Raw genomic sequence first — 24500 nt, forward strand, 5'->3', positions numbered from 1 at the left:
CGGTCGGGTGACGCCGTGGCCGAGCCGCTGGCCGATTCAGACCGCCACGGGCGCCTTGATGGCGGGGTGGTGTTGGTAGTCAAGCACCTCGAAGTCGTCGAATTCGTAGTCGAAGATCGAGGCCGGCTTGCGCTTGATGTGCAGCGTGGGGTAGGGCAGGGGTTGGCGTGAGAGTTGCAGCGCCACCTGCTCGTGGTGGTTGCTGTAGATGTGGCAGTCGCCACCCGTCCAGATGAAGTCGCCCACCTCCAGGTCGCACTGCTGGGCCAGCATGTGGGTGAGCAGGGCGTAGCTGGCGATGTTGAAGGGCACGCCCAGGAAGATATCGGCGCTGCGCTGGTAGAGCTGGCAGCTCAGGCAGCCGTCGGCCACGTAGAACTGGAAGAAGGCGTGGCAGGGCATGAGGGCCATCTTCGAGAGATCGGCCACGTTCCAGGCGCTCACGATGATGCGGCGCGAGTCGGGGTTGGTCTTGAGTTGCTTCACCACCTCGGCGATCTGGTCGATGTGGCCGCCGTCCGGCGTGGGCCAACTGCGCCATTGCACGCCGTACACCGGGCCCAGCTCGCCATCGGCGCCGGCCCACTCGTCCCAGATGGTGCAGCCACGCTCTTGCAGCCACTTCACGTTGCTGTCGCCACGCAGGAACCACAGCAGCTCCAGGATGATGCTTTTCAGGTGCACCTTCTTCGTGGTCACCAGCGGAAAGCCCTCGCGCAGATCAAAGCGCATCTGGTGGCCGAACACGCTGGTGGTGCCGGTGCCGGTGCGGTCGGTCTTGGGCACGCCCGTGGTGAACACGTGGCGCATGAAGTCTTCGTACTGGGAGCGGATGGGGCGGCTGGGCGTGGTGGTCATGGCGTGGGCAGGCGCGGTCGCCGCGTTGAAGCAGCGCCAGGGCAAGCGGGTTATTTCAGGGCGAAGAGGGGCGAGGTCGGGGCCACGCGCTCGTCATAAGGGTGTTGCTCCAGGCCGAACACGTCCTGGATGCGGCGGATGTAGCCACGGGTCTCGGGGAAGGGCGGCACGCCGCGGTAGCGGTCCACCGTGCCTTCGCCAGCGTTGTAAGCCGCCAGGGCCAGCGGCACCTGGCCCTTGAAGTAGGCCAGCAGCCAGCGCAGGTAGGCCAGGCCGCCACGGATGTTCTGTTCGGGGTCGAAGGGCTTGCGCACCGCGAAGCGCTCGGCCGTTTCCGGAATGAGCTGCATCAGGCCCTGGGCGTTTTTCTCGGACACGGCGTGCGCATCAAAGTTGGACTCGGCGCGGATCACCGCGAAGGCCAGGCCGGGGTGGATGCCGTACTGCGGCGCGAGCTTGTCCACCAGTTTCAGGATGCGCTGCTTCTCGGGCGTGTCGGCCAGCAGGCGGTAGCGCTGGGCGCGGGCTTCGGCTTCAGCGGCTTCTTGCTGGGCCTGGGCCTTGAGCAGGCTGGCCCGCTCGGCCTGAACCACGCACTCGGGCTTGTCGGCCGGCGCACCCAGGCGGTCAAACATGCGCTGGGCCGAGTCATCGCCCAGCAGGGCCGCGCGGGCGAAAAAGTGCGCGGCGTAGCCGTCGTGGCGGGGCAGGCCACGGCCGTTGGCGTACATCCAGCCCAGGTTGTAGGCGGCCACCGCGTCACCGGCCAGGGCGGCCTGGCAGTAGAGCTGAGCGGCGCGCTGGGCATCGCGTGGCACGCCCTCGCCATGCTCGAAGGCCTGCGCCTGCTCGCGCCACGCCACGCGCTGGGCGGGGTCGGCGGCCTGTGCCGGAGCGCCCATCAGGGCGCCCAGCCAAAGCAGGGCAGACAGCAGACGCTTCATGGTTCGATGACGCGGCCAGGGTTCATGAGGTGTTGGGGATCCAGCGCCCGCTTGATCGAGCGCATCAGCGACAGGGCCACGGGGTCTTTGTGGTGGACCAGGTGCCCCACCTTGAGGCTGCCCACACCGTGCTCCGCGCTGATCGAGCCATGGTAGCGCCGCACCGCGTCGAACACCAGTTCGTTCACCCGGCCCTCCTGCTCGCGCAAAAAGGCCGCGGCGTCGCCGCCCTCGGGGGCCTGCACGTTGTAGTGCAGGTTGCCGTCGCCCAGGTGGCCGAAGTTCACCAGCCGCACGCCGGGAATCTCGCGCTGCAGCAAAGCATCGGTCTCGGCGCAGAAGGCCGGAATGCGCGACACCGGCAGGCTGATGTCGTGCTTGATGTTCAGGCCCTCTTGCGACTGCGCCAGCGAAATGCTCTCGCGGATGTGCCACAGCGCCTGCGCCTGCGCCAGGCTCTCAGCCACCACCGCGTCGGTCACCAGGCCCGACTCCAGCGCGGCCTCCAGCAGGCGCTCGAACTGGTGTCGGGCGTGGTCTTCGTCTTCGCTGTCGCTGTTTTCCAGCAATACGCAGTACGGGGTGTCCTTCCACAGTGGCACGCGCAACTGCGGAAAGTGCTTGTCCACCAGCGACAGGGCGAACTGCCCCATCACCTCAAAGCCGGTGAGGCCGGGCCCCAGTTGCTGGTGGGCCAGCCCAAGCAGGCCCACGGCGGCCTCCAGCGAGGGCACGGCGGCCCAGGCGGTGAGGCGCGCGGCCGGTTGCGGGTAGAGCTTGAGCGTGGCCGCGGTGATGATGCCCAGCGTGCCCTCGCTGCCCACGAACAGGTTGCGCAGGTCATAGCCGGTGTTGTCCTTGCGCAGGCCGGTCAGGCCGTTCCAGACCTCGCCTTGCGGCGTCACCACCTCCAGGCCCAGGCACAGGTCGCGCGCGTTGCCGTATCGCACCACCTGCGTGCCGCCGGCGTTGGTGGCCAGGTTGCCGCCGATGGTGCAGCTGCCCTCGGCGGCCAGGCTCAGGGGGAATAGCAGGCCGGCTTCCTCGGCGGCCTGCTGCACCGCCTGCAGCACGCAGCCGGCTTCCACCGTGAGGGTGAGGTTGGCGGCGTCCAGCGAGCGCACGGCTTGCATCCGCCGCAGGCTGATCACCACCTGGCGGCCCGATTCGTCGGGCACCGAGCCCACCACCAGGCCGGTGTTACCGCCCTGGGGCACCACCGACACACCGGCCTCGGCGCAGGCGCGCACCACGGCGGCCACCTCGTTGGTGCTGCCCGGGCGCACCACGGCCAGGGCGCGGCCCCGGGCGCGCTGGCGCCAGTCTTGCTCAAAGGCGATCAGGTCTTGCTGGTCGGGCGTGAGCACATTTGCCTCGCCGACCGCGGCACGCAGGGCGTCAAGCAGGGCGTTCATGGCTGGCGGGCCACCGCGTCCTGGGCGGCGGCGTTGGCGGCCGCCACATCGGCGGCCACGGCTTGCGGGCCAGCCGCGCGCAGGCGGATGCGCACGTGCAAGGCGCAGGCCACGAACAGGGCGATGCAAAGCGCCACTTCGATCAGCGCCATGGCACGGTAAACGCCGGGTTCGCCCGCGGCGCGCACCACGCCTTCGGTGAAATACAGCCACACCAGCAAGCTCACCCAGCGGTAGGTGTACATGCGGTTCTTTAACAGGCCGGCCAGCGGCAGCACCAAGGGCAGCACCTTGATGGCCCACCACGAACCACCCGGGCGCAGCGGTGCGATCCACAGCTCCCAGGCCAGGCCCAGCACGATCAGCCCCAGCAGGCTGCCCACGGCTAGCCATCGGGTGGTTTGGATGGCACGGTTCAGATCGGCGGGCATTGGGCTCATGTTCGGGCGGGAAAGTGGGGCTGGCATGATACCGGCATGAGCATCGCAGAACGCCTGAAGACCGCCGATTCCCTCTTGCGCACCTGGTGGTCCACCCTCTGGCAGGTGGCCCTGCATTTCCCCTGGCGCAACACCGCCATCACCCTGCGCGAGCGCTTCCGCGAAGACCGCCTGGGCGTGACCGCCAGCAGCCTCACCTTCACCACCACCATCTCCCTGGTGCCCCTGTTCACCGTGGGCCTGGCGGTGTTCAGCGCCTTTCCCATGTTCGACCGCCTGCAAGTGACCTTGCAGCGCTGGTTGGTGCAAAGCCTGGTGCCCGACAACATCGCGCGCCAGGTGCTGATGTACCTGAACCAGTTCGTGAACAAGGCCCAGCAAATGGGTTGGGCCGGCGCGCTGTTTCTGCTGTTCACCTCGCTGGCGCTGATTCTCACCATCGACCGCAAGCTCAATGACATCTGGCGCGTGCGCCAGGTGCGCCCGCTGACCCAGCGGGTGCTGGTGTACTGGGCGGTGCTCACGCTGGGGCCGCTGCTGTTGGCGGGCAGCGTGGCGGCCACGTCGTATGCCCTTACCTTGTCGCGCAGCGTCTCGGGCAGCTTCACCGGCACGGTGCGCCTGTTGCTGGACTCGCTTCAATTCGTGATTGGCCTGGCCGGCCTGGCCGCGCTGTACCGCTACGTGCCCAACACCCATGTGCGCTGGGCCCATGCCATCACCGGCGGTGTGTTCGCCGCCGCCGGGCTGGAGCTGGCCAAGACCCTGCTGGCCTGGTACCTGGCCGAGGTGCCCACTTACTCCACGCTCTACGGCACCTTTGCCGCCGTGCCGATTCTGCTGGTGTGGTTTTACGTGGCCTGGGTGATCGTGCTGCTGGGCGCGGTGGTCGCCGCCTACCTGCCCAGCCTGCTCACCGGCGTGGCGCGGCGCGGTGACTCGCCGGGTTGGGGCTTTCAGCTCGCGCTGGAGTTGATGGAGGCCCTGCAGACGGTGCGGCACGAGCCTGGGCACGGCCTGGCCCTGGAGGCCCTGGCCCAGCGCCTGCGGGTGGACGTGCTGCAACTGGAAGAGCCGGTGGCCGCCTTGGTGGCGCTCGACTGGGTGGCCCGCCTGGACGAAGACGGCGAGCGCTACGTGCTGCTGATCGACCCGGCGCTCATTCGCGTCACCCCGCTGGTGGAGCGGCTGCTGCTGGCCCGCTCGCCCGGCACCGAGGCGTTCTGGGCGAACAGTGCCTTGTCTGAGATGACGGTCGCCCAGGCGCTGTCGTCGCGGCCACCGGCCGACTGAGCAAGCTCAGCCGCGCAGGAAGTCGCGCAGGGCGAACAGCGTGGCGTCGGGTGTTTCGGTCATCTGGTGGTGGCCCACCGGCAGCTTTACCACGCTCACGGACTTGCCGGCGGCTTTGGCCGCGTGGATCAGGCTTTGCGCCGCCTTGGGGTGCGTCATCTGGTCTTGCTCGCCCAGCAGAAACAGCACCGGGCAGGCAATGGCCGCCACGGCCGCTTCGCCATTGGCGTAGCGGTCGCAGGCCACGAAGCCGCGGTGGAACACGTTCACCTTGGGGTTGCTGCGCAGCACGCGCCGCCCCAGCGCCATGCCCGCGCCATACACCCAGGTGCCCGGCCCCAGCGCCGAGGGCGGCGCCGCCAGCGTGCTGCGCGAGAACACGTTCACCAGCTTGAGCGCCTTCTCGGGTTCGTTGAGCGAGCTCTCGATCAGCGCGGGCGACACCTTCATGGGCGAGGCCGTGCCCACCAGCACCAGGTGCGTCACCCGGTCTTGCAAGCGCGCGGCGGCTTCCAGCGCGATAAGCGAGCCCCAGCTGTGGCCCACCAGCGCGGCGCGCTGCACGCCCGCGGCGTCCAGCAGGGCGGCAATGAAATCGGCCGCCTGCTCCACGGTTTCAGGGGCTTCGCCCTCGCTGCGGCAATGGCCGGGCAGGTCGATGGCCAGCACGTTGAAGCCGTGGTGGGCGAGGTAGCGACTTTGCAGAATCCACACGCTGTGGTCGTTGAGCACGCCGTGGATGAACACGACGGTGGGCTTGGTGGCATCGAAGGGCCGGCCACCGGTGTAGGCATAGGTCTTGGCGCCGTTGACGGTGATGTCCATGTCAGGCTCCTGCTTTCTCGGCGGCCTTGAGCGCGCGCTTGAGGTCGTCGATCAGGTCGTCGGCGTCTTCCAGGCCGATCGACAGGCGAATGGTGCCGGGGCCAATGCCCGCGCCGGCCAGTGCCTCGTCGCTCATGCGGAAGTGCGTGGTGCTGGCCGGGTGGATCACCAGCGAGCGGCAGTCGCCCACGTTGGCCAGGTGGCTGAAGATCTTGAGCGCTTCAATGAAGGCCTTGCCCTGTTCGCGGCTGCCCTTGATGTCAAAGCTGAATACCGAGCCTGCGCCGCGCGCGCCAAAGCGCAGCAGTTTTTGCGCCAGCGTGTGGCTGGGGTGGCTTTCCAGCAGGGGGTGGCCCACGCGGCTCACCAGCGGGTGGCTGGCCAGGAACTGCACCACCTTTTCGGTGTTGGCCATGTGGCGGTCCATGCGCAGCGACAGGGTCTCGATGCCCTGCAGGATCAGCCAGGCGCTGTGCGGGCTCATGCAGGCCCCGAAGTCGCGCAGGCCTTCGCGGCGCGCGCGCAGCAAGAAGGCGCCCACCGTGCTTTCCTCGCTAAAGACCATGTGGTGAAAGCCCTCGTAGGCCTCGGTGAGCTCGGGGAAGCGACCGCTGGCCTCCCAGTCAAACGAACCGCCGTCCACCAGCACCCCCCCGATCACGGTGCCGTGGCCGCTGAGGAACTTGGTGGCCGAGTGGTAGACCAGGTCGGCGCCCAGCTCCAGCGGCTTGATGAGGTATGGCGTGGTCAGGGTGCTGTCCACCAGCAGCGGGGCGCCCGCCTCGTGGGCAATTTGGGCGATGGTGGGGATGTCAAGCACGTCCAGGCCCGGGTTGCCCACCGTCTCGCCAAAGAACAGCTTGGTGTTCGGGCGCACGGCGGCCCGCCAGCCGTCGATGTCGCCAGGCTTGACGAAGGTGGTCTCAATGCCAAAGCGGCGCATGGTGTAGTGCAGCAGGTTCTGGCTGCCACCGTACAGCGCGGTGCTGGCCACGATGTGCGAACCCGCCCCCATGAGGGTGGCCACCGCCAGGTGCAGGGCGGCCTGGCCACTGGCCGTTGCAATGGCGCCGATGCCGCCTTCCAGCGCGGCCATGCGCTGCTCGAACACCGCGTTGGTGGGGTTGCTGATGCGGCTATAAACGTGGCCCGCGCGCTCCAGGTTGAACAGGGCGGCGGCGTGGTCGCTGGACTCGAAGACGAAAGAGGTGGTGAGGTGAATGGGCACCGCACGGGCCCCGGTGGCAGGGTCAGGGCTGGCGCCGGCGTGCAGCGCAAGCGTGTCGAAGCCGGGGTCTGAGTAACCGGACATGAAGAGGTCTCCTGGGGAAGCGTGGGCAGCAAGGGCCCAGGCCGTTGGTGATGCGATTTATTGTGGGCTATATTGGCCGCACCAACGGCCACCGCGCCACAGAGAATTCCCGAGGAGAAGGCCCATGAAAGTCAGCGACATCCTGCGCGTCAAAGGCGGCGCGCTCTACACCATCACCCCCGAACACAGCCTGGCCGACGCGGCCAAGCTCATGGCCGACAACGACATCGGCTCACTGGTGGTGATGTCCCACGGTCTGGTGGTGGGCATGCTGACGTTTCGCGAGGTGATCCAGGCGGTGGTCAAGAACGGCGGCAACTTCGGCACCACCACCGTTTACCGCGCCATGGACCCTGGGCCCCTGACCTGCACCATGGCCACCGAAATGGACGAGGTGCGGCGCATGATGCTCGACCGCCACGCCCGCTACATGCCGGTCATCGACAACCGCATGCTCATGGGCGTGATCAGTTTCTACGACGTGGCCAAGGCCGTGGTGGACGCGCAGAACTTCGAGAACAAGATGCTCAAGGCCTACATCCGTGACTGGCCCGAAGAAACCGAGCCAGCCGAGGGTGGCGATAAGCCGGCCACCTGACGGGCTCCTTATTTCTCCTGCAGTTCTGCTATTTCCGGGGCTGGCGTGAAGCCCAAAAGCATGGTGAGCATCTCCGCAAAGTCAAAGGCATTGGCGGCGCCCCTCTCGCCAGCCGCCGCGGCCAGAGGCATGCAGGTCGAGACCACCTCCGTGGAATCGCCTGTCTTGCTGGCGCAATCGAAGACCAGCAACTCACTCCCGATGGGAGCATTCACCGTGACACTGGCTGCGTCGAACTCAAGCCTCAGGCTGTCTTGGCCCTCTTTCTCGGCCCGGATCTGCTTTTCTTGAGCAACGGTCATCAGCCCGTCGATCAGCGTGGAGAGATCGACGCTTAGCGGTGTGGGGTTGTTCGTGTTGTCCATGGGTGACTCCTTCTGTGGTGGGTTGATCAGTCGCTGGTGACCGACTCGTTGGGGGATGGGTGAACGTGGACGATCGTGCCCAAGGCCGCGGCGATCAGGCTGGCGGTGACAAAGGCGGTGGTGCCGATTGGGCCCATGTGACGCAGGCCGGGCACGCGGGATCGGATTTGAGGCATGCCCAGGGCCGCCGGTACGGTGAAAAAGGCAGCACCTGCGGCCATTGCCTGCGCGGTTTTTTGATTGGTGGGCTGGTGATTGGGCGCGTGGTTGGTCACGCAGTAGCGCGAACCACTCGTTGCCGTGACATGGCTAAAGGCCATGGATGCGCCCAGTGCAGATGCGCCGAGCTGGGCCGTTGCGCGCACAAACACGAAGTTCACGGGGTATTGTTGAAGCCACCGGCCCAACGGACCGCGCAGGATTCCGGTGGCGCGTACCCAGACGCTGCGGATCTTTTGTCCCATTGCGTTGTCTAGGTGGGCGAACTTCGCGTGAAGCGGCAAGAGCAGAAGGAAAGGCGAGAATCCGATGCCAGCGGCCACGAGGTTCTCATCTCGCGACAACGCAGGATCAAATCGTTGCGGGCCTGGGTGCAGCCGCTGGTGCGCCAGCGCGGCGCCCGCCGGCACGAAGGCCAGCGATCGGTATGGGGCTGGCAACAGGGCGCCCACCACGGTAGGGGCCACAAACGCCTTGCTTGTGTTGATAAGGGCTTGCTTGATGAAGGCTTGCAGTCCTTGCAGGTCTCCGTTCGATGGACTTGGGACTGCCCGTTCAGCGGGGGCGTCGTTCATGCCTTTTGTCTCCTTTTGTATGCCTCGTGCCCAACTGCGCAAGGCAATGCTGTGTGACCGTGACCACCGACGCGCTGCATGGGCGTGACCCCAATGGGAGAAACCGATGCCGCCTCCGGCAGCAGTTGAACGTGTGGCAATGGCCTGAGGGCAGCCTGTTCGCTTCACTCGAGCCCATTGCAGGCCTGGGGGATAATCCTGCGCATGAGCGGCAATACCTTCGGCACCCTGTTTTGCGTCACCAACTTCGGCGAATCCCATGGCCCGGCCATTGGCTGCGTGATCGACGGCTGCCCGCCTGGTCTCGACCTGTGCGAAGCCGACATTCAGGCCGATCTGGACCGCCGACGCCCCGGTACCAGCAAGTTCGTCACCCAGCGCAACGAGCCCGACGCGGTGGAAATCCTCAGCGGTGTTTACGAAGGCAAAACGACGGGCACCCCAATTGCCTTGCTCATTCGCAACACCGACCAGCGCAGCAAGGACTACGGCAACATCCTTCAGACATTCCGCCCCGGCCACGCCGACTACGCCTACTGGCAGAAGTACGGCATCCGCGACCCGCGCGGGGGTGGCCGCAGTTCCGCCCGCCTGACCGCCCCCACTGTGGCCGCCGGCGCCGTGGCCAAGAAGTGGCTCCAGCAGCAGTTCGGCACCACGTTCCGGGGCTGCATGACGCAAATCGGCTCGGTACAGATTCCGTTCGAGAGCTGGGAGCACGTGCCGAACAACCCGTTCTTTGCCCCGGTGGCCGATGTGTCAGCGCTTGAGGACTACATGAACGCCCTGCGCAAGAGTGGCGATTCCTGCGGCGCGCGCCTGCGCGTGACGGCCCAGAACATGCCGGTGGGCCTGGGCCAGCCGCTGTACGACAAGCTCGACGCCGACATCGCCTACGCCATGATGGGGCTGAACGCCGTCAAGGGCGTGGAGATCGGCGCCGGCTTCGCCAGCGTGAGCGACCTGGGCAGCACCCACGGAGACAGCCTCACGCCCGAGGGCTTCCAGGGCAACAAGGCCGGTGGCGTGCTGGGCGGCATTAGCACCGGGCAAGACCTGGAGGTGTCGATCGCCATCAAGCCGACCAGCTCCATCCTGGTGCCGCGCCAGACCATCGACACCGCTGGCCAACCCACCGAGGTCATCACCAAAGGCCGCCACGACCCGTGCGTGGGCATTCGCGCCACCCCCATCGCCGAGGCCTTGTTGGCCCTGGTGGTGATGGACCATGCCCTGCGCCACCGCGCGCAATGCGGCGATGTGCGCGTGGACACGCCCGATATCGCCGCGCAATCGCGTGCCTGATACCGGGGCCGCAAGGGGCGCCGCCAACGCTGCGGCGCAGCCTTGCGCCTGGCGCCGACGGACATTGCCGTGAGCCAGAACAAACACCTGTTCGCCTTTTCCGCGCTGTCGGCCAGCTACTTCGCGCACATCGGCTTCTTCAACCCTTACCTGCCGCTGTGGCTCAAGGACATGGGGCTGGGGCTGATGGCGATCAGCGTGCTCACGTCGGTGCAGTCGGCCACCCGCCTGTTCGCGCCTTACGGTTGGGGCTGGTTGAGCGACCACACCGGCGAGCGCGTGAAGCTGCTACGCTACGGCGCCAGCGCGGCCCTGCTGATTTCTGCTGGCCTGTGGTTTGAGCTGAGCTTCTGGCCCCTGCTGACCGTGCTCTTGCTGATGTTTGCCCACACCAGCGGCATGATGCCCATGAGCGAGGCCGCGCTCGCCCACCTGGTCAGCCATGGCGGACACTTCGATGCCCGCCGCTATGGCCGTGTGCGCGTGTGGGGCTCGCTTGGCTTTCTGGTGACCGTGGTGGTGGCCGGTGCCTGGTTCGAGGTTTGGGGCATGGGGCATTTCCCCGCCTGGACGGCGCTCACCCTGGCGGCGGTCACCCTCAGTGCCTGGGCCCTGCCTGACGCCCGAGAGGGCGTGCACCACAGCGAGTCCCATGGCCGGGTGTGGCCCGTGCTGCGCCAGCCGCAAGTGGCCTGGTTCTTTGCGTCGGCCTTCTTTCACGTGCTGGCGCACATCTTCATCTACATCTTTTTCTCGCTTTACCTCGACTCCTTGGGATACAGCAAGACCGTGATCGGGCTGCTCTGGGCCCTGTCAGTGGCCATCGAGGTGCTGTGGTTCTTCACCCAGGGGCGGTGGTTGCCGCGCCTGTCATTGCCTGGCTGGTTGGTGCTGGCCGGGGCGGTCATGGCGTTTCGCATGGTCCTCACGGCTGGACTGCCCACGGTGTGGCCGCTGTTGCTGCTGGCGCAGGCGCTGCATGCCATCACCTTCGCCGCCCATCACTCGGTGTGCATTGCCTGGATCACCCAGCACTTTCCAGGGCGCCTGCGCGGGCGTGGTCAGGCCTTGTACTCTGTGCTGGGCTACGGCTTGCCTGGCGTGCTGGGTGGCTTGGTGGGCGGATTGCTGAGTTCTCGCTTCGGGCTGGGCAGCGTGTTCTGGTTGTCGGCCGCCTGCGGCGCGCTGGCTGCGTTGTTTGCGCTCAGGGTTTGGGCGCTTCAGCAAGCCAGCGCCGCAAGGGGTTGAAGCCGGTCACCAGTGCGGTGGCCAGCAGCACCAGGGCGCCACCGGCGAAGATGCCGGGCGACAGGGCCTCGCCCAGCACGAGGTGGCCCCAGGTCACGCCGAAGACCGGGATCATGAAGGTGGGGCTCATGGCCGCCACCGGGCTCACGTCGCGCAGGATGCGCAGGTGCAACCAATAGGCCAAGCCCGAGGTGACGATGCCCATCACCAGCACCGCCAGCAACGCACCCGGCGTGAACTGCGCCTGTGGCCAGGTCCACGCGGCACCGGGCAGCAGCATGACCATGGCCGTGAGGTGAATGCCTGCGGCAATGGCCAGGGGTTGCACACGCTGGGTGGCGCGCTTCATCAGCGGGGCCGACACCCCATAGCTGGCGGCGGCCAGCACGCAGGCCAGGGCCGCGGCCACCGTCTCGGGCGTGGCCTGCACCGGGCCCAGGCGCACGATCAGGCCCACGCCGGCAAAGCCGCACACGCAGCCCAGCAGCTTGCGCAGGGTAAGCGTGTCTTCCTTGAACCAGGCCGAGGCCAGCGTGCCGAACAGCACCGCCGTGGTGTTGAGCAGGGCGCTGTAGCCCGAAGGCAGGTAGAGCGCCGCCCAGGCAAACAGCAAAAAGGGCGCCGCCACCGTGAGGGCGCCCAGCCACCACATCTGGCGCCAGTGGCCGTGCGGCCAGTCGTGGCGAAGCGCTCGCATGATGATCGCCAGCGTCAGCGCCGCCAGCACCACCCGCGTGCCCGCCAGCACCTGCGGCCCCAGGGCCGGGCTGGCGATGCGGATGAACAGGAACGAGGCGCCCCACAGGGCGGACAAGCCCAGCAGCTGGGCGAAATGGCGGGTTCTCACCTGGGCATTGTGCGGTGCCACAGGTCGGCCGCGCGTGGCGGCCTTGTCGCGCGCAAGACTCAGGCCGCGCGGGCCTTGGCCGCCAGCCCTTCGATGGCCAGGCGATAACCGTCGGTGCCAAAGCCCACCACCACGCCGGCGGCGGCGGGCGAGATATAGGAGTGGTGGCGGAAGGCCTCACGCGCGTGCACGTTGGAAATGTGCACCTCGATCACGGGCAAGGGCTTCACGCCGCTGATGGCGTCGAACAACGCGATCGAGGTGTGGGTGTAGGCCCCCGGGTTGAACACCACACCGGCCAGCTCGCCCGTCTTGAAGCGCTGGCCCGCCTCGTGAAGGCGGTCGATCAGCGCGCCCTCGTGGTTGCTTTGAAAGGCCTCCAGCGTGAAGCCCAGGCGCTGCGCCACCTCGCGGCACTGGGCCTCGACATCGGCCAGGGTGGTGGCGCCGTACACGCCGGGCTCGCGCGTGCCAAGCAGGTTCAGGTTGGGGCCGTTGAGCAAGAGGATGGCGGGCATGGGTGGGTCTCCGAGTCGGTTGAGCTTAAACGAGCGGCACGCTCAGTTGTGCGATCACGGGGCGGGTGTCGGGCCGCACGCCGCGCCACCACACAAAGGCCTCGGCCGCCTGCTCCACCAGCATGCCCACGCCATCGGCCAGCGCCGCCACGCCGGCCGCCTGCGCCTGGCGCAGAAAGGGCGTGAGGCCCTTGCCGTACACCATGTCATAGGCCAACGCGCCCGGGGCAAACAGCCCGGCCGGCAGGGGCAGCGCCTCGCCGCTCAGGCCGGCCGAGGTGGCGTTGACGATCACGTCGAAGGCCTCGCCGGCCAGCTCGTCGTAGCCGCCGGTCTGCAGCGCCAGTTGGGCCGCGAAATCGTGGCGCAGCTCGTGCGCTTTGGCAGCGGTGCGGTTGGCCACCGCCAGCACGGCCGGGCCTTGCGCGGCGATGGGCAGGATCGCGCCGCGCGTGGCGCCGCCCGCGCCCAGCAGCAGCACCCGCTTGCCCGCGATGGCGTGGCCCAGGTTGCGCTGGATGTCGTTCACTAGGCCCACGCCGTCGAAGTTCTCGGCCCAGAGCCGGTCACCGTCGATCTTCAGTGCATTGGCCGCCCCGGCCAGGCGCGCGGCTTCGCTCGGGTCGGTGGCCATTTCGCAGGCCTGCAGCTTGAAGGGCAGGGTCACGTTCAGGCCGCGCCCGCCGCCCTCAAAGAACGCCCGCACCGTGGCCTCGAACCCGTCCAGCGGCGCCTCGATGGCGGTGTAGGCGATGTCCTGCCCCGTGGCCTGAGCGAAGGCGGCGTGGATCAGGGGCGATTTGCTGTGGGCGATGGGGTGGCCCACGACGGCGTAGCGGTCGGTCATGCGAGCAATGCGTGAAGGGTCTTGCGGGAGCCGGCATTGTCTCGCAGCACCAGGCCGCTACCATGCCCGCCATGAACACCCCTCTCAAAATCGACTTCGTCTCCGATGTGTCCTGCCCCTGGTGCGTGGTGGGTCTGGGCGCGCTGGAACAGGCCCTGGAGCGGCTGCAAGGCAGCGTGAGCGCCAGCATCCGCTTCCAGCCCTTCGAGTTGAACCCGCAGATGGGCCCCGAGGGCCAGGACATCGGCGAGCACCTCACCGAAAAGTACGGCAGCACGCCCGAGCAGCAGGCGCAGATTCGCGCCAGCATTGCCGCCCGTGGGGCCGAGGTGGGCTTCACCTTCAACCCCGCCGGGCGCGGTCGCATCTGGAACACCTTCGACGCCCACCGCCTGCTGCACTGGGCCGCCGAAGAAGGCGCGCCCGGCCAGCAACTCGCCCTGAAAAAGGCCCTGTTCGGCGCCTGCCACGGTCGCAGCGAAGCCATGGGCCACCACGACGTGCTGCTGGGCTGTGTGCGAGAAGCCGGGCTGGACGAAGCCCGCGCCCGCGAGGTGTTGGCCAGCGACGCCTTTGCCGACGAGGTGCGCGAGCACGAGCGCTTCTACACGTCCAACGGCATCCACTCGGTGCCAGCCGTCATCGTCAACGACCGCCACCTGATCTCCGGCGGCCAACCGGCCGACGTGTTCGAGCAGGCCCTGCGGCGGATTGCGGCTGGCGAGGTGTGAGCCACCTCAGCGGCCGCGCTGCCACACCGTCAGCACCGCGGCCGCCACGATCAGCGCCACCCCGGCCAGGGCCTGTGCGCTGACCGCCTCACCCAGTGCCAGCCAGGACAAGCCCAGCGACATCACCACGCTGAGGTACTGCATCGACGCCGCCACCACCGCGTCGCCCGAGCCAAAGGCCTTGGACACGCTCCACTGGCCCAACGCGCCCAGCAGGCCGGCCAGCACCACCCACGCGTGGCTGGTCAGACCGGCCGAGGTGTCCAGCCGCACCAGCGCGGTGAAGGGTAGCGCACCCAGCGCCGCCACCAGAGAGAAGAAGAACACCATCTGCCACTCGTTCTCGCCGGCGGTCTTCAGCGCGCGCACGTCCTTGAAGGCCAGCGCCGCCATGGCCGCCCCCAGCACGCCCAGCGCGATGGCGCCCCGTGGGCCCGCGCCCGTTCCCATGGGGTTTAGCAACACCACCACGCCCACGAAGCCCAGTGCCAGACAGGCCAGCTCGGCCGCGCTGGGCTGTTGCGCACCGCGATCGGTGGCCAGCAGCACCAGGCCCAGGAACAGCGGCGACATGTAGTTCAGCGTGACCGACACCGCCATCGGTAGCACGCCCAGCGTGTGGTACCAGATGGCCATGGCCACCAGCCCGCACACACTGCGCCGAACGTGCAGGCCGATCGCGCGTGAGCGCAGCGCAAAGCCCAGCAGCGGCTGGCACGCCATCACCACCAGCGCCGACGAGGCACAGCGCACGAACAGGAGATCGGCCACCGGCATCCGCGCCGATTGCAGTTTGATGATGAAGGCCATCAACGTGAACGCGCTGGTGGCCAGCAGCATCCAGAGGGCGGTGAACATGAAGACCTCGCCGGGGTGACACAGAGGCACTCACTGTGGCCCGGGCGAGAGGCGAGGAACCGAGGGGGTATTGCTGCAGTGGACGGGTTCAGCCCGCCAACGCCCGCGCAATCCGGTGCTTCTTCACCGTGGGCCGGGGCACCGAGTGGGGCAGGTGGCTGAACCAGGCGCGCACGTCTTCGTCCAGGCCGATGCCGTGCATGTAGTTGTAGAGCGCCTTGCGCAGGCCCACGCCGAGGGCGTCGTGGTCAACGCCGGTGGGGTCGATGAAGCCGATGTCGTTCTTGGCGAAGCTCACTGGTGGCAGGGGCACGAGCTGGATGCCGTAGTCCGCCGGGTTCAGGCCCACGGGTGAGTGCACGGTGCAACTGAAGCGGTGGAAGAAGCCGCTCTGGATGCAGCCGTTCTCAAAGAGTTGGCGCACGTATTCCAGCGCGTCCACCGTGTCTTGCACGGTTTGGGTGGGGAAGCCGTACATCAGGTAGGCGTGCACCAGAATGCCGGCGTCGCTGAAGCCCTTGGTGACGCGGGCCACTTGGTCCACGGTGACGCCTTTTTTCATGAGCGCCAGCAGGCGGTCGCTGGCCACTTCCAGGCCGCCGCTCATGGCGATGCAGCCGCTGTCGGCCAGCAACTGGCTCAGCTCGGGGGTGAAGGTTTTCTCGAAGCGGATGTTGCCCCACCAGGTGATGGGCAGCTCGCGGCGCAGCAGTTCTTCGGCCAGGGCCTTCAGGGCCTTGGGCGGTGCGGCTTCGTCCACGAAATGGAAGCCTGTCTGGCCGGTTTCTTCCACGATGCGCTCGATGCGGTCGGCCAGGGTGCTGGCGGTGGCGGTCTCGTACCGGCCGATGTAGTCCAGCCCCACGTCGCAGAAGCTGCACTTCTTCCAGTAGCAGCCGTGGGCCACGGTGAGCTTGTTCCAGCGCCCGTCGCTCCAGAGGCGGTGCATGGGGTTGAGCATGTCCACCAGGCTCAGGTAGCTCTGCAGCGGCAGGCCGTCCCAGGTGGGGGTGCCCACGTCTTCAAAGGGCACGTCGGGTTCGGCGAGGTTGATGTACTTCACCGCGCCGGCCTCGTCGCGCACAAAGGTGCGCACCAGGCGCTGCGGGCCGCGCTGGCCTTGCAGGTGCTCGATCAGGGCCAGCAGCGGGCGCTCGCCAGCGTCCAGCGTCACGAAGTCCACGAAGTCGAACACGCGGGGTTCTTTCAGCTCGCGCAGTTCGGTGTTGGCGTAGCCGCCACCCAGGGCAACGCGCACCTGGGGCCAGCGGGCCTTGATGGTCTGGCCGATGCGCAAGGCGGCGTACACCGCGCCGGGGAAGGGCACCGAGAGCAGCACCAGGTCGGGCTGCTCGCGCTCCATCACCTCCAGCGTGAGTTCGCGCAGCACGTCGTCGATCAGCGTGGGCGGGGCGGCCAGGGCCTGCGCCAGTGGCTCGAAGCTGGGCTGGCTGCTGGCCAGCGACTCGGCGTAGCGCACAAAGGCGAAGCGCTCGTCCACCGCGTCACGGATCACATCGGCCAGGTCGTCCAGGTAGAGCGTGGCGATGTGGCGGGCCTTGTCTTGCACGCCCAGGGCGCCAAAGGCCCAGCCCAGCGGGTCACCGCTGCCGTCGTCTTCGTACTGCGCCAGCGCGTTGAAGCGTGGGCCTTCGGGCAGCAGTTCCCGCGCGGCGATGCGGTGGGCCAGTGTGCTGTCGCGCCCTTGCAGATAGGCGATGGTGGGCCCGATGGTGCGGCGGTAGCGCGCGAACTGGTCCAGAAAGGCGTGCAGGCTGCCGCTGCGCCGGGCCTCGGGCACGGCCAGGGCGCGCTCGCGCAAGGCGTCCAGCCCGGCCGGGGTGAACAGGCGCAGCACCAGGGCCAGCGCCAGGTCGGCCTGGCGCGCGTCGATGCCGCGCGAGCGCAGAAAGCCGGTGAGGTAGGCGGTGGAGGGGTAGGGCGTGTTGAGCTGCGTCATCGGCGGGATGAGGCTCAGCACGCGCAGGGCGCGGTCGGTCATGGGGCGGGCAGGCGGGAAGAGGGGGCGATCTTACGGCTTGGCCTGCGCCAGGAAGCACAAAGCCCCGGCGCCGATCGGGGCGCAGGGGCTTGATGGCCGGGGATTGCCGACGGCGTCAGGCCAGGTCGCTCAGCGGCACGCAGCTGCAGAACAGGTTGCGGTCGCCGTAGACGTTGTCCACGCGGCCCACGGGCGGCCAGTACTTGGCGTGGCGCTGGCTGTCCAGCACGGCCGCGCCGGTCTCGCGCGAGTAGGCATGGGCCCACTCGCCCTTGAGCAGGCTGGCGGCCGTGTGCGGCGCGTTCTTCAGCGGGTTGTCGTCCTGCGGCCAGGCGCCGTTCTCTACCCGTTGGATCTCTTCGCGGATGGCGATCATGGCGTCGATGAAGCGGTCAAGCTCCTCCAGCGTCTCGCTCTCGGTGGGCTCCACCATCAGGGTGTTGGCCACGGGGAACGACAAGGTGGGGGCGTGAAAGCCGTAGTCCATCAGGCGCTTGGCCACGTCTTCGGCCATCACGCCGCAGGTGTCCTTGAAGTGGCGCAAATCGAGGATGCACTCGTGCGCCACGTGGCCGTTGGCGCTGGCGTACAGCGTGGGGTAGTGGGGCGCCAGGCGCTTGCTGATGTAGTTGGCCGCCAGGATGGCCGCCTCGGTGGCGTGTTTCAGGCCGTCGGCGCCCATCATGCGGATGTACATCCAGCTGATGGGCAGCACGGCGGCGTTGCCCAGGGGCGCGGCCGAAACGGCCCCCACGCCGTTCACCGGCAGGCCGGCCGTGGCGTGGCCGGGCAGGTAGGGCACCAGGTCTTGCACCACGCACACCGGGCCCACGCCGGGGCCGCCGCCGCCGTGCGGGATGCAGAAGGTCTTGTGCAGGTTCAGGTGGCTCACGTCGCCGCCGAACTCGCCGGGCGCAGCCACGCCGACCAGGGCGTTCATGTTGGCGCCGTCCACGTACACGCGCCCGCCGTGCTGGTGCACCAGGGCGCAGAGTTCCTTGACGGTGGTCTCGAACACGCCGTGCGTGCTGGGGTAGGTGATCATCACCGCGGCCAGGTTGGCGCTGTGCTGCTCGCACTTGGCCTGCAGGTCGGCCATGTCCACGTTGCCGTTGTCGTCGCACTTGGTCACCACCACCTGCATGCCCACCATCTGGGCGCTGGCGGGGTTGGTGCCGTGCGCGCTGCTGGGAATCAGGCAGATGTTGCGGTGGCCTTCGCCGCGCGCGCGGTGGTAGGCCTGGATCACCAGCAGGCCGGCGTACTCGCCCTGCGAGCCGGCGTTGGGCTGCAGGCTGATGCCGGCATAACCCGTGGCCTGGCACAGCCAGGCGCGAAGCTGCTCGTCGAGCAGGCGATAGCCTTCGAGCTGATCGGCCGGGGCGAAGGGGTGCACGTTGGCAAACTCCGGCCAGGTGATGGGGATCATCTCGCTGGTGGCGTTGAGCTTCATGGTGCACGAGCCCAGCGGAATCATGCTGCGGTCCAGCGCCAGGTCTTTGTCGGACAGGCCGCGGATGTAGCGCAGCATGCCGGTTTCGGAGTGGTGGCTGTTGAACACCGGGTGGCCCAGGTAGGCGCTGGTGCGGCGCAGCTCGGTGGGGATCAGCGGCTCAATGCCCTTTTCCACCTGCTCGAAGCCCGGCAGGGCCTGGCCCTTGGTGGCGAACACACCCCACAAGGCCGTGATGTCGTCGCGGGTGGTGGTTTCGTCCAGGCTGATGCCCAGGCGGCCGTGGCCCAGGTCGCGCAGGTTCATGCCGGCGTCGCGGGCGCGCTGCAGCAGCGCGCTGGCCTGGTCGCCAGCCTGCACGGCGATGGTGTCAAACGCGGTGTCGGCACCCAGGGCCCAGCCCAGGTCTTGCAGGCCACGCGCTAGCACGGCGGTGTAAGCCGCCACGCGGCTGGCGATGCGCTTGAGGCCTGCCGGGCCGTGGTACACGGCGTACATGCTGGCGATCACCGCCGGCAGCACCTGCGCCGTGCAGATGTTGGAGGTGGCCTTCTCGCGGCGGATGTGCTGCTCGCGCGTCTGCAGCGCCAGGCGGTAGGCCGGCTTGCCATGCACGTCCACGCTCACGCCCACCAGGCGGCCGGGCATGGAGCGCTTGAAGTCGTCGCGGCAGGCCATGTAGGCGGCGTGCGGGCCGCCCGCGCCCATGGGCATGCCAAAGCGCTGCGTGGTGCCGACCACGATGTCGGCGCCCATCTCGCCCGGGGTCTTGAGCAGCGTGAGCGCCAGCAGGTCGGCGGCCAGGATCAGCGCGGCGCCCTTGGCGTGGATGATGTCGGCGCTCATCTGCCAGTCGGCCAGCCAGCCGCTGGAGCCGGGGTACTGGTTGATGGCGGCGAAGTAGTCGTCCTGGCCGATGGCGGCCATCCATTCGTCGCCCGAGCGGATCACCTTGACCGTGAGGCCCAGCGGCGCGGCGCGCGTCTGGATGACCTCGATGGTCTGCGGGTGGCAGTCGCCGCTGACGATCAGGGTATTGCCCTTGGCCTTGACCGAGCGCTTGGCCAGCGTCATGGCCTCTGCGGCGGCCGTGGCCTCGTCGAGCATGGAGGCGTTGGCGATCGGCATGCCGGTGAGGTCGCACACCATGGTCTGGAAGTTGACCAGCGCCTCCATGCGGCCTTGCGAGATTTCGGCCTGGTAGGGCGTGTAGGCCGTGTACCAGGCGGGGTTCTCCAGGATGTTGCGCAGGATCACGCCCGGCGTGTGGGTGCCGTGGTAGCCCTGGCCGATGAAGCTCTTGAGCAGGCGGTTCTTCGACGCGATGGCCTTGAGTTCGGCCAGCGCGGCGGCTTCGGTGATGGCGGGCGGCAGGTCCATGCCGGCGCTGCGGGCGATGCTGCGCGGCACGATGCCGTCGATCAGCGCGCGGCGCGACGACTCGCCGATCACGCTCAACATGTGGGCTTCATCGGCTTCGCTGATGCCGATGTGGCGGGCAATGAACTCGCTGGCGTTTTCGAGTTCACCCAGGGGTTTGACAGACGGCATCAGCATGGCAACAGGCTCCAGGGCAGGCGATCAGGCGTTCTTGGTGAGGGCGTCGTAGGCGGTGGCGTCCAGCAGGGCGTCCAGCTGGGCCGGCTCGCTGAGCTTGACCTTGAAGAACCAGCCAGCGCCCAGCGGGTCGCTGTTGGCCAGGGAAGGGTCGGCGCGCAGGGCTTCGTTCACTTCGGTCACGGTGCCGCTGACGGGCATGTACACATCGGCGGCGGCCTTGACGGACTCGACCACGCCGGCCACGTCTTTCTGGGCAAAGGCCTTGCCCACTTCGGGCAGGTCAACAAACACCACATCGCCGAGGGCGTCTTGTGCGTGGTGGGTGATGCCCACGATGGCGGTGTCGCCTTCAACGGTGAGCCATTCGTGGTCTTCGGTGTACTTGGTGGTCATGGGGTTTCCTTTGGGTTGAGGTGGGGCCGTTTGCCCGGGGCCTGATGCGATGCCCTGGTCAACGGCGCATTCTGTCGTGAAAGCGGTGTCAGCCGCGGTAATAGCGGTTGGGCACAAAGGGCAGGGCGCTCACCACCATGGGCACGGCCTTGCCGCGCACGATGGCGTTCACCCGCGTGCCCACGGCGGCCAAGGCCGGTGGCACATAGCCCAGTGCCACCGGCACGTTGGCGGTGGGGCCCAGCAGGCCGCTGGTGACCTCGCCGATGGTGTCGCCCGCTTCGCTTTGCAGTTCGGTGTGCTCGCGCACGGGCACGCGCTCCTGGGCCACCAGGCCCACGCGCACGCGCAGCAGGGGTTCGGTGCCGTCCAGTTCGGCCAGCACACGGGCCGCACCGGGGAAGCCGCCGGCGCGGGCGCCGCCGGTGCGCCGCACCTTCTGCATGGCCCAGTTCAACGCGGCTTCCACCGGGGTGGTGGTGGTGTCGATGTCATTGCCGTAGAGGCACAAGCCCGCTTCCAGGCGCAGCGAATTGCGCGCGCCCAGGCCCACGGGCTTCACCTCGGGCTGTGCCAGCAGGGCGCGGGCAAAGGCCTCGGTGTCGGCCGCGGCCAGGGAAATCTCGAAGCCGTCTTCGCCGGTGTAGCCGCTGCGCGTGATGAACAGCGAGGCGCCGTTCCAGGTGAAGGCTGCACCGGTCATGAACACCAGCTTGTCAACGCCAGGCACCAGGCGCTGCAGCGCGGTGACGGCTTGCGGGCCCTGCAGCGCCAGCAGGCCGCGGTCGAACTGGGGCTCGATGGTGCAGCGCGAGCCGATGCGGGCCTGAATGTGCGCCAGGTCGCCATGCTTGCAGGCGCCGTTGACGATGACGAAGAGGTCATCGCCACGGTTCACGAACATCAGGTCGTCGATGATGCCGCCCTCGTCGTTGAGCAGCAGGCCGTAGCGCTGCTTGCCCACCGCCAGGCCGATCACGTCCACCGGCATCAGCGATTCGAAGGCGGCCGCGGCGTCGGGGCCGACCAGGCGCAACTGGCCCATGTGCGACACGTCAAACAGGCCGGCGGCATTGCGGGTGTGGTGGTGCTCGGCCATCAGACCGGCGGGGTATTGCACCGGCATGCTGTAGCCGGCAAAGGGCACCATGCGGGCGCCCAGTTCCAGGTGCAGGGTGTGCAGCGGGGTTTGCAGAAGATCGGTATCGGACATGGCAGCGGCTCAATGGGGGCAGGCCCTTTCGGGCGAAACACGGTTCATCCGTGTGCTGCCCCGCTGTCCGCTTTACCTGAGAGATTCGCCCGGGCGATGCCGCGCTTGCTCCTTCGGTGGGCAGCCGTGGGCTGCCTCTCTCCAGTGGGGGACACCCGCCATTTGGCCGGTGTTTGCCAGTCCTTTTGCCTGAGCGTTCAGGGCGCCGACCATTCGGTTCGGGCCTCCTGCGCCTTCGGCGGCCCCCAAGCCGGGGGCTCTCTCCTGACCCGCGAAGTGTAACCGCACTGCACCCGCCCAACACCGGCCTTTCAGCCGCCCGACAGCACCGATTCGGGCAGGAGCTTGGCCAGCCGTTCGCGGATGGCTTGCGCGCGCTCGGCGCCGGCCAGGTTCTCCACATCGGCCAGCATGTCGCGTCCCACGGCCAGCATCGGCTCGACGTCCCGGGCCTCGCGCAAGGCGTGGCGGTAGCGCTCGGCCAGTGCCTTGTCGCGCGGGGCGAACATGCGCTCGCTCAGGTCAAAGAGAAACATGCGTGCGCTGGCCAGTGAGGGCGGGCCGGAGAAGGTGTCGGCGGCGGGCTTACGTGGCGGCGGCGCCGGGGCCGGCGGAGCGTCGTCAACGAGGTAGCCCTCGGCCAGCAGGCGGTCCACGATGGCCTTGCCTTGTCCATCGAACAGGGCCTGCAGGCTGGCCGTGGCCCGGCGGCCATCGGCCACCAGCAACACGGCGCGCTCGCGCTGGCCCAGGGTGCGTTGGCCGGGCTGGAGTTCGGCGCGGCCCTTGTCGGTCTTGTTCAGCATGGCGTGGGGCGAAGTGCGAAGAAGGCCGCACTGTCTCAATGCCATGTGACGAACGGGTGACCCAGAGGCACAAAAAAGCCGCCCGAAGGCGGCTGTGTGGCGTGGGCGTGACGGGTGTCACATGCCGGCGTAGTTGGGGCCACCGCCGCCCTCGGGCGTGACCCACACGATGTTCTGCGTGGGGTCTTTGATGTCGCAGGTCTTGCAGTGCACGCAGTTCTGCGCGTTGATCACCAGCTGGTCCGCGCCGTCTTTGTTGACGAACTCGTACACGCCGGCCGGGCAGTAGCGGCTCTCGGGCCCGGCGTACTTGGCCAGGTTGATCTGCACCGGCACCGCCGCGTTCTTCAGCGTCAGGTGCGCCGGCTGGTTCTCCTCGTGGTTGGTGTTCGACATGAACACGCTGGAGAGCCGGTCGAAGGTGAGCTTGCCATCGGGCTTGGGGTAGGCGATCTGCGGCATCTCGGCCGCCGGGCGCAGCTTGGTGTGGTCTTTGACCGTGTTGTGGATCGTCCAGGGCGGCACGCTCACGCCCACCTTGGGCAGGAACCAGTGCTCCACACCGGTCATGAGCTTGCCCACCAGCGGGCTCTTCTTGAACCAGTTCTTGAAGTTGCGGTAGGTCCAGAGCTCTTCATGCAGCCAGCTGGCCTTGAAGCCGGCCTCGAAGGCGCTGAGTTCGTCGCCCTGGCGCCCGGCCTGCACGGCCTCGAAGGCCGCCTCGGCGCACAGCATGCCGCTCTTGATGGCCGCGTGGCTGCCTTTGATGCGCGCGGCGTTCAGGAAGCCGGCGTCGCAGCCCACCAGCGCACCACCCGGGAACACGGTCTTGGGCAGGGCCTGCGGCGTGCCGTTGTTCAGTGCGCGCGCGCCGTAGCCCAGGCGTTTGCCGCCCTCGATGTGCGCCTTGATGGCCGGGTGGGTCTTCCAGCGCTGCATTTCCTCGAACGGGCTCAGCCAGGGGTTCTGGTAGTCCAGGCCGATCACGTAGCCCAGGGTGACCTTGTTGCCCTCCAGGTGGTACAGGAAGCCGCCACCAAAGGTGTCGTCGCCCAGCGGCCAGCCGGCGGTGTGCACCACCAGGCCGGGCTTGGCCTTCTCGGCCGGAATCTCCCACAGCTCTTTGATGCCGATGGCGAAGGTCTGCGCGTCCTTGCCTTCGTCTAGCTTGTACTTGGCGATGAGCTGCTTGCCCAGGTGGCCGCGCGCGCCTTCGGCGAACACGGTGTACTTGGCGTGCAGTTCCATGCCGATCTGGAAGTTCTCGGTGGGCTCGCCGTCCTTGCCCAGGCCCAGGTTGCCGGTGGCCACGCCCTTGACCGAGCCGTCTTCGTTGTAGAGCACCTCGGCGGCGGTGAAGCCGGGGAAGATCTCCACGCCCAGGGCCTCGGCCTGCTCGCCCAGCCACTTGGTGACCGCGCCCAGGCTGATGACGTAGCAGCCGTCGTTGTGGAAGTTGCGCGGCATGAGCCAGTCGGGCGTGCGCTGCGAGCCGGTCTCGCTGAGCACCAGCAGGTCGTCACCGGTGACGGGCTGGTTCAGCGGCGCGCCCAGTTCCTTCCAGTTGGGGAACAGCTCGGTGATGGCCTTGGGGTCCATCACCGCGCCCGAGAGGATGTGCGCCCCGGGCTCCGAGCCCTTCTCCAGCAAGCACACGTTGATCTCGCTGCCGCGCTCGGTGGCCAGTTGCTTCAGGCGGATGGCGGTGGACAGCCCGGCCGGGCCACCACCCACCACCACCACGTCGTATTCCATGGCTTCCCGGGGGCCGTATTGCGCCAGGATCTCATCGTGTGTCATGGGGGGTCTCGCTCATAATGGTTGGAATGGTTTTGCAGGGCGGGCAGGCAGGCCTGACGCCAGACGGACCGCATT

23 protein-coding genes and 2 riboswitches are annotated in these 24500 nt (G+C 68.0%); of the genes, 5 read left to right on the forward strand and 18 right to left on the reverse strand.

All coding sequences use genetic code 11. The features are described from left to right. Window positions 1-36 precede the first annotated feature (36 nt). The 4 genes from ACE3RQ_RS07605 to ACE3RQ_RS07620 are packed head-to-tail and all read right to left on the reverse strand — an operon-like array spanning window position 37 to window position 3657. Window positions 37-858 carry a thymidylate synthase gene (locus ACE3RQ_RS07605; RefSeq protein ID WP_374521358.1) on the reverse strand — a complete coding sequence of 274 codons (822 nt, stop codon included), beginning with the start codon at window positions 856-858 and terminating at the stop codon, window positions 37-39. 50 nt (window positions 859-908) lie between these two features. After that, entirely contained in the window at window positions 909-1802 is an 894-nt protein-coding gene (locus ACE3RQ_RS07610) for a transglycosylase SLT domain-containing protein (protein WP_374521359.1), read from the reverse strand. Further along, the gene (locus ACE3RQ_RS07615) at window positions 1799-3217 is read right to left on the reverse strand and encodes an FAD-binding oxidoreductase (protein WP_374521360.1); all 1419 of its coding nucleotides are present in this window, start codon (window positions 3215-3217) and stop codon (window positions 1799-1801) included. The genes ACE3RQ_RS07610 and ACE3RQ_RS07615 overlap by 4 nt, the downstream gene beginning before the upstream one ends. Next, window positions 3214-3657, reverse strand: coding sequence for a DUF2069 domain-containing protein (locus ACE3RQ_RS07620; RefSeq protein ID WP_374521361.1), 444 nt, complete (start codon window positions 3655-3657; stop codon window positions 3214-3216). The genes ACE3RQ_RS07615 and ACE3RQ_RS07620 overlap by 4 nt, the downstream gene beginning before the upstream one ends. 36 nt (window positions 3658-3693) lie before the next feature. Between ACE3RQ_RS07620 and ACE3RQ_RS07625 the strand changes: the two genes are divergently transcribed. Continuing rightward, the gene (locus tag ACE3RQ_RS07625) at window positions 3694-4950 is read left to right on the forward strand and encodes a YihY family inner membrane protein (RefSeq protein ID WP_374521362.1); all 1257 of its coding nucleotides are present in this window, start codon (window positions 3694-3696) and stop codon (window positions 4948-4950) included. Window positions 4951-4956: 6 nt separating this feature from the next. On the opposite strand, the gene ACE3RQ_RS07630 is transcribed toward ACE3RQ_RS07625, so the two are convergent. Together ACE3RQ_RS07630 and ACE3RQ_RS07635 are read right to left on the reverse strand one after the other, a co-directional pair. Continuing rightward, the gene (locus ACE3RQ_RS07630; RefSeq protein WP_374521363.1) at window positions 4957-5775 is read right to left on the reverse strand and encodes an alpha/beta fold hydrolase; all 819 of its coding nucleotides are present in this window, start codon (window positions 5773-5775) and stop codon (window positions 4957-4959) included. Between the two features lies 1 nt (window position 5776). Beyond that, window positions 5777-7087, reverse strand: coding sequence for an O-acetylhomoserine aminocarboxypropyltransferase (locus ACE3RQ_RS07635; RefSeq protein ID WP_374521364.1), 1311 nt, complete (start codon window positions 7085-7087; stop codon window positions 5777-5779). 124 nt (window positions 7088-7211) lie between these two features. Here ACE3RQ_RS07635 and ACE3RQ_RS07640 point away from each other — a divergent pair, with 124 nt between their 5' ends. Further along, window positions 7212-7685, forward strand: coding sequence for a CBS domain-containing protein (locus tag ACE3RQ_RS07640; protein ID WP_374521365.1), 474 nt, complete (start codon window positions 7212-7214; stop codon window positions 7683-7685). Between the two features lie 8 nt (window positions 7686-7693). On the opposite strand, the gene ACE3RQ_RS07645 is transcribed toward ACE3RQ_RS07640, so the two are convergent. Both ACE3RQ_RS07645 and ACE3RQ_RS07650 read right to left on the reverse strand, forming a co-directional pair. Next, window positions 7694-8050: a hypothetical protein gene (locus ACE3RQ_RS07645; protein WP_374521366.1), complete on the reverse strand. Its 357-nt coding sequence runs from the start codon at window positions 8048-8050 to the stop codon at window positions 7694-7696. A gap of 26 nt (window positions 8051-8076) precedes the next feature. Next, a complete protein-coding gene (locus ACE3RQ_RS07650) occupies window positions 8077-8844 on the reverse strand; it encodes a hypothetical protein (RefSeq protein ID WP_374521367.1) in 768 nt (255 codons plus the stop codon). 204 nt (window positions 8845-9048) lie between these two features. Here ACE3RQ_RS07650 and aroC point away from each other — a divergent pair, with 204 nt between their 5' ends. Both aroC and ACE3RQ_RS07660 read left to right on the forward strand, forming a co-directional pair. Then, the gene (aroC, locus tag ACE3RQ_RS07655; protein WP_374521368.1) at window positions 9049-10149 is read left to right on the forward strand and encodes a chorismate synthase; all 1101 of its coding nucleotides are present in this window, start codon (window positions 9049-9051) and stop codon (window positions 10147-10149) included. Between the two features lie 69 nt (window positions 10150-10218). Beyond that, window positions 10219-11397: an MFS transporter gene (locus tag ACE3RQ_RS07660; RefSeq protein ID WP_374521369.1), complete on the forward strand. Its 1179-nt coding sequence runs from the start codon at window positions 10219-10221 to the stop codon at window positions 11395-11397. Here the strand turns inward: ACE3RQ_RS07660 and ACE3RQ_RS07665 are convergent. Genes ACE3RQ_RS07665 through aroE form a run of 3 tightly spaced genes read right to left on the reverse strand, consistent with a single transcriptional unit; the run spans window position 11354 to window position 13609 of the window. After that, entirely contained in the window at window positions 11354-12244 is an 891-nt protein-coding gene (locus ACE3RQ_RS07665) for a DMT family transporter (protein ID WP_374521370.1), read from the reverse strand. The genes ACE3RQ_RS07660 and ACE3RQ_RS07665 overlap by 44 nt on opposite strands. Window positions 12245-12303: 59 nt before the next feature. Then, window positions 12304-12762, reverse strand: coding sequence for a type II 3-dehydroquinate dehydratase (aroQ, locus tag ACE3RQ_RS07670; RefSeq protein WP_374521371.1), 459 nt, complete (start codon window positions 12760-12762; stop codon window positions 12304-12306). 25 nt (window positions 12763-12787) lie between these two features. After that, on the reverse strand, window positions 12788-13609 hold the full coding sequence (gene aroE / locus ACE3RQ_RS07675; RefSeq protein ID WP_374521372.1) for a shikimate dehydrogenase: 822 nt from the start codon (window positions 13607-13609) through the stop codon (window positions 12788-12790). A 71-nt stretch (window positions 13610-13680) separates the two neighbouring features. On the opposite strand from aroE, the gene ACE3RQ_RS07680 reads away from it, so the two are divergent. Beyond that, the gene (locus ACE3RQ_RS07680; protein ID WP_374521373.1) at window positions 13681-14340 is read left to right on the forward strand and encodes a DsbA family oxidoreductase; all 660 of its coding nucleotides are present in this window, start codon (window positions 13681-13683) and stop codon (window positions 14338-14340) included. 6 nt (window positions 14341-14346) lie between these two features. Here ACE3RQ_RS07680 and ACE3RQ_RS07685 read toward each other — a convergent pair whose 3' ends face one another. From ACE3RQ_RS07685 to ACE3RQ_RS07715, 7 genes are all read right to left on the reverse strand, one after another. Beyond that, complete coding sequence (locus ACE3RQ_RS07685) at window positions 14347-15198, reverse strand: DMT family transporter (protein WP_374521374.1); 852 nt, start codon at window positions 15196-15198, stop codon at window positions 14347-14349. Window positions 15199-15286: 88 nt separating this feature from the next. Further along, entirely contained in the window at window positions 15287-17200 is a 1914-nt protein-coding gene (locus tag ACE3RQ_RS07690; protein ID WP_374521375.1) for a radical SAM protein, read from the reverse strand. Window positions 17201-17315: 115 nt separating this feature from the next. Then, a complete protein-coding gene (gene gcvP / locus ACE3RQ_RS07695; protein ID WP_374521376.1) occupies window positions 17316-20210 on the reverse strand; it encodes an aminomethyl-transferring glycine dehydrogenase in 2895 nt (964 codons plus the stop codon). A gap of 24 nt (window positions 20211-20234) precedes the next feature. After that, entirely contained in the window at window positions 20235-20606 is a 372-nt protein-coding gene (gcvH, locus tag ACE3RQ_RS07700) for a glycine cleavage system protein GcvH (protein WP_374521377.1), read from the reverse strand. An 88-nt stretch (window positions 20607-20694) separates the two neighbouring features. Next, window positions 20695-21819 (reverse strand): glycine cleavage system aminomethyltransferase GcvT, encoded by a 1125-nt coding sequence (gene gcvT, locus ACE3RQ_RS07705; RefSeq protein WP_374521378.1) that lies wholly within the window; start codon window positions 21817-21819, stop codon window positions 20695-20697. A 53-nt stretch (window positions 21820-21872) separates the two neighbouring features. Further along, a riboswitch (glycine riboswitch) is annotated at window positions 21873-21974 on the reverse strand. A 12-nt stretch (window positions 21975-21986) separates the two neighbouring features. Next, window positions 21987-22096: riboswitch (glycine riboswitch) on the reverse strand. Window positions 22097-22130: 34 nt separating this feature from the next. After that, a complete protein-coding gene (locus tag ACE3RQ_RS07710; protein ID WP_374521379.1) occupies window positions 22131-22625 on the reverse strand; it encodes a hypothetical protein in 495 nt (164 codons plus the stop codon). 117 nt (window positions 22626-22742) lie between these two features. Next, window positions 22743-24425, reverse strand: coding sequence for an electron transfer flavoprotein-ubiquinone oxidoreductase (locus tag ACE3RQ_RS07715; RefSeq protein WP_374521380.1), 1683 nt, complete (start codon window positions 24423-24425; stop codon window positions 22743-22745). Window positions 24426-24500 lie beyond the last annotated feature (75 nt).

Source organism: Hydrogenophaga sp., from assembly GCF_041913525.1.
GTDB lineage: Bacteria > Pseudomonadota > Gammaproteobacteria > Burkholderiales > Burkholderiaceae_C > Hydrogenophaga.

Coding starts and splice junctions, on each gene's coding strand:
- ACE3RQ_RS07605 (WP_374521358.1), bottom strand. CDS start 858: ATGACCACCACGCCCAGCCGCCCCATCCGCTCCCAGTACGAAGACTTC.
- ACE3RQ_RS07610 (WP_374521359.1), bottom strand. CDS start 1,802: ATGAAGCGTCTGCTGTCTGCCCTGCTTTGGCTGGGCGCCCTGATGGGC.
- ACE3RQ_RS07615 (WP_374521360.1), bottom strand. CDS start 3,217: ATGAACGCCCTGCTTGACGCCCTGCGTGCCGCGGTCGGCGAGGCAAAT.
- ACE3RQ_RS07620 (WP_374521361.1), bottom strand. CDS start 3,657: ATGAGCCCAATGCCCGCCGATCTGAACCGTGCCATCCAAACCACCCGA.
- ACE3RQ_RS07625 (WP_374521362.1), top strand. CDS start 3,694: ATGAGCATCGCAGAACGCCTGAAGACCGCCGATTCCCTCTTGCGCACC.
- ACE3RQ_RS07630 (WP_374521363.1), bottom strand. CDS start 5,775: ATGGACATCACCGTCAACGGCGCCAAGACCTATGCCTACACCGGTGGC.
- ACE3RQ_RS07635 (WP_374521364.1), bottom strand. CDS start 7,087: ATGTCCGGTTACTCAGACCCCGGCTTCGACACGCTTGCGCTGCACGCC.
- ACE3RQ_RS07640 (WP_374521365.1), top strand. CDS start 7,212: ATGAAAGTCAGCGACATCCTGCGCGTCAAAGGCGGCGCGCTCTACACC.
- ACE3RQ_RS07645 (WP_374521366.1), bottom strand. CDS start 8,050: ATGGACAACACGAACAACCCCACACCGCTAAGCGTCGATCTCTCCACG.
- ACE3RQ_RS07650 (WP_374521367.1), bottom strand. CDS start 8,844: ATGAACGACGCCCCCGCTGAACGGGCAGTCCCAAGTCCATCGAACGGA.
- aroC (WP_374521368.1), top strand. CDS start 9,049: ATGAGCGGCAATACCTTCGGCACCCTGTTTTGCGTCACCAACTTCGGC.
- aroQ (WP_374521371.1), bottom strand. CDS start 12,762: ATGCCCGCCATCCTCTTGCTCAACGGCCCCAACCTGAACCTGCTTGGC.
- aroE (WP_374521372.1), bottom strand. CDS start 13,609: ATGACCGACCGCTACGCCGTCGTGGGCCACCCCATCGCCCACAGCAAA.
- ACE3RQ_RS07680 (WP_374521373.1), top strand. CDS start 13,681: ATGAACACCCCTCTCAAAATCGACTTCGTCTCCGATGTGTCCTGCCCC.
- ACE3RQ_RS07685 (WP_374521374.1), bottom strand. CDS start 15,198: ATGTTCACCGCCCTCTGGATGCTGCTGGCCACCAGCGCGTTCACGTTG.
- ACE3RQ_RS07690 (WP_374521375.1), bottom strand. CDS start 17,200: ATGACCGACCGCGCCCTGCGCGTGCTGAGCCTCATCCCGCCGATGACG.
- gcvP (WP_374521376.1), bottom strand. CDS start 20,210: ATGCTGATGCCGTCTGTCAAACCCCTGGGTGAACTCGAAAACGCCAGC.
- gcvH (WP_374521377.1), bottom strand. CDS start 20,606: ATGACCACCAAGTACACCGAAGACCACGAATGGCTCACCGTTGAAGGC.
- gcvT (WP_374521378.1), bottom strand. CDS start 21,819: ATGTCCGATACCGATCTTCTGCAAACCCCGCTGCACACCCTGCACCTG.
- ACE3RQ_RS07710 (WP_374521379.1), bottom strand. CDS start 22,625: ATGCTGAACAAGACCGACAAGGGCCGCGCCGAACTCCAGCCCGGCCAA.
- ACE3RQ_RS07715 (WP_374521380.1), bottom strand. CDS start 24,425: ATGACACACGATGAGATCCTGGCGCAATACGGCCCCCGGGAAGCCATG.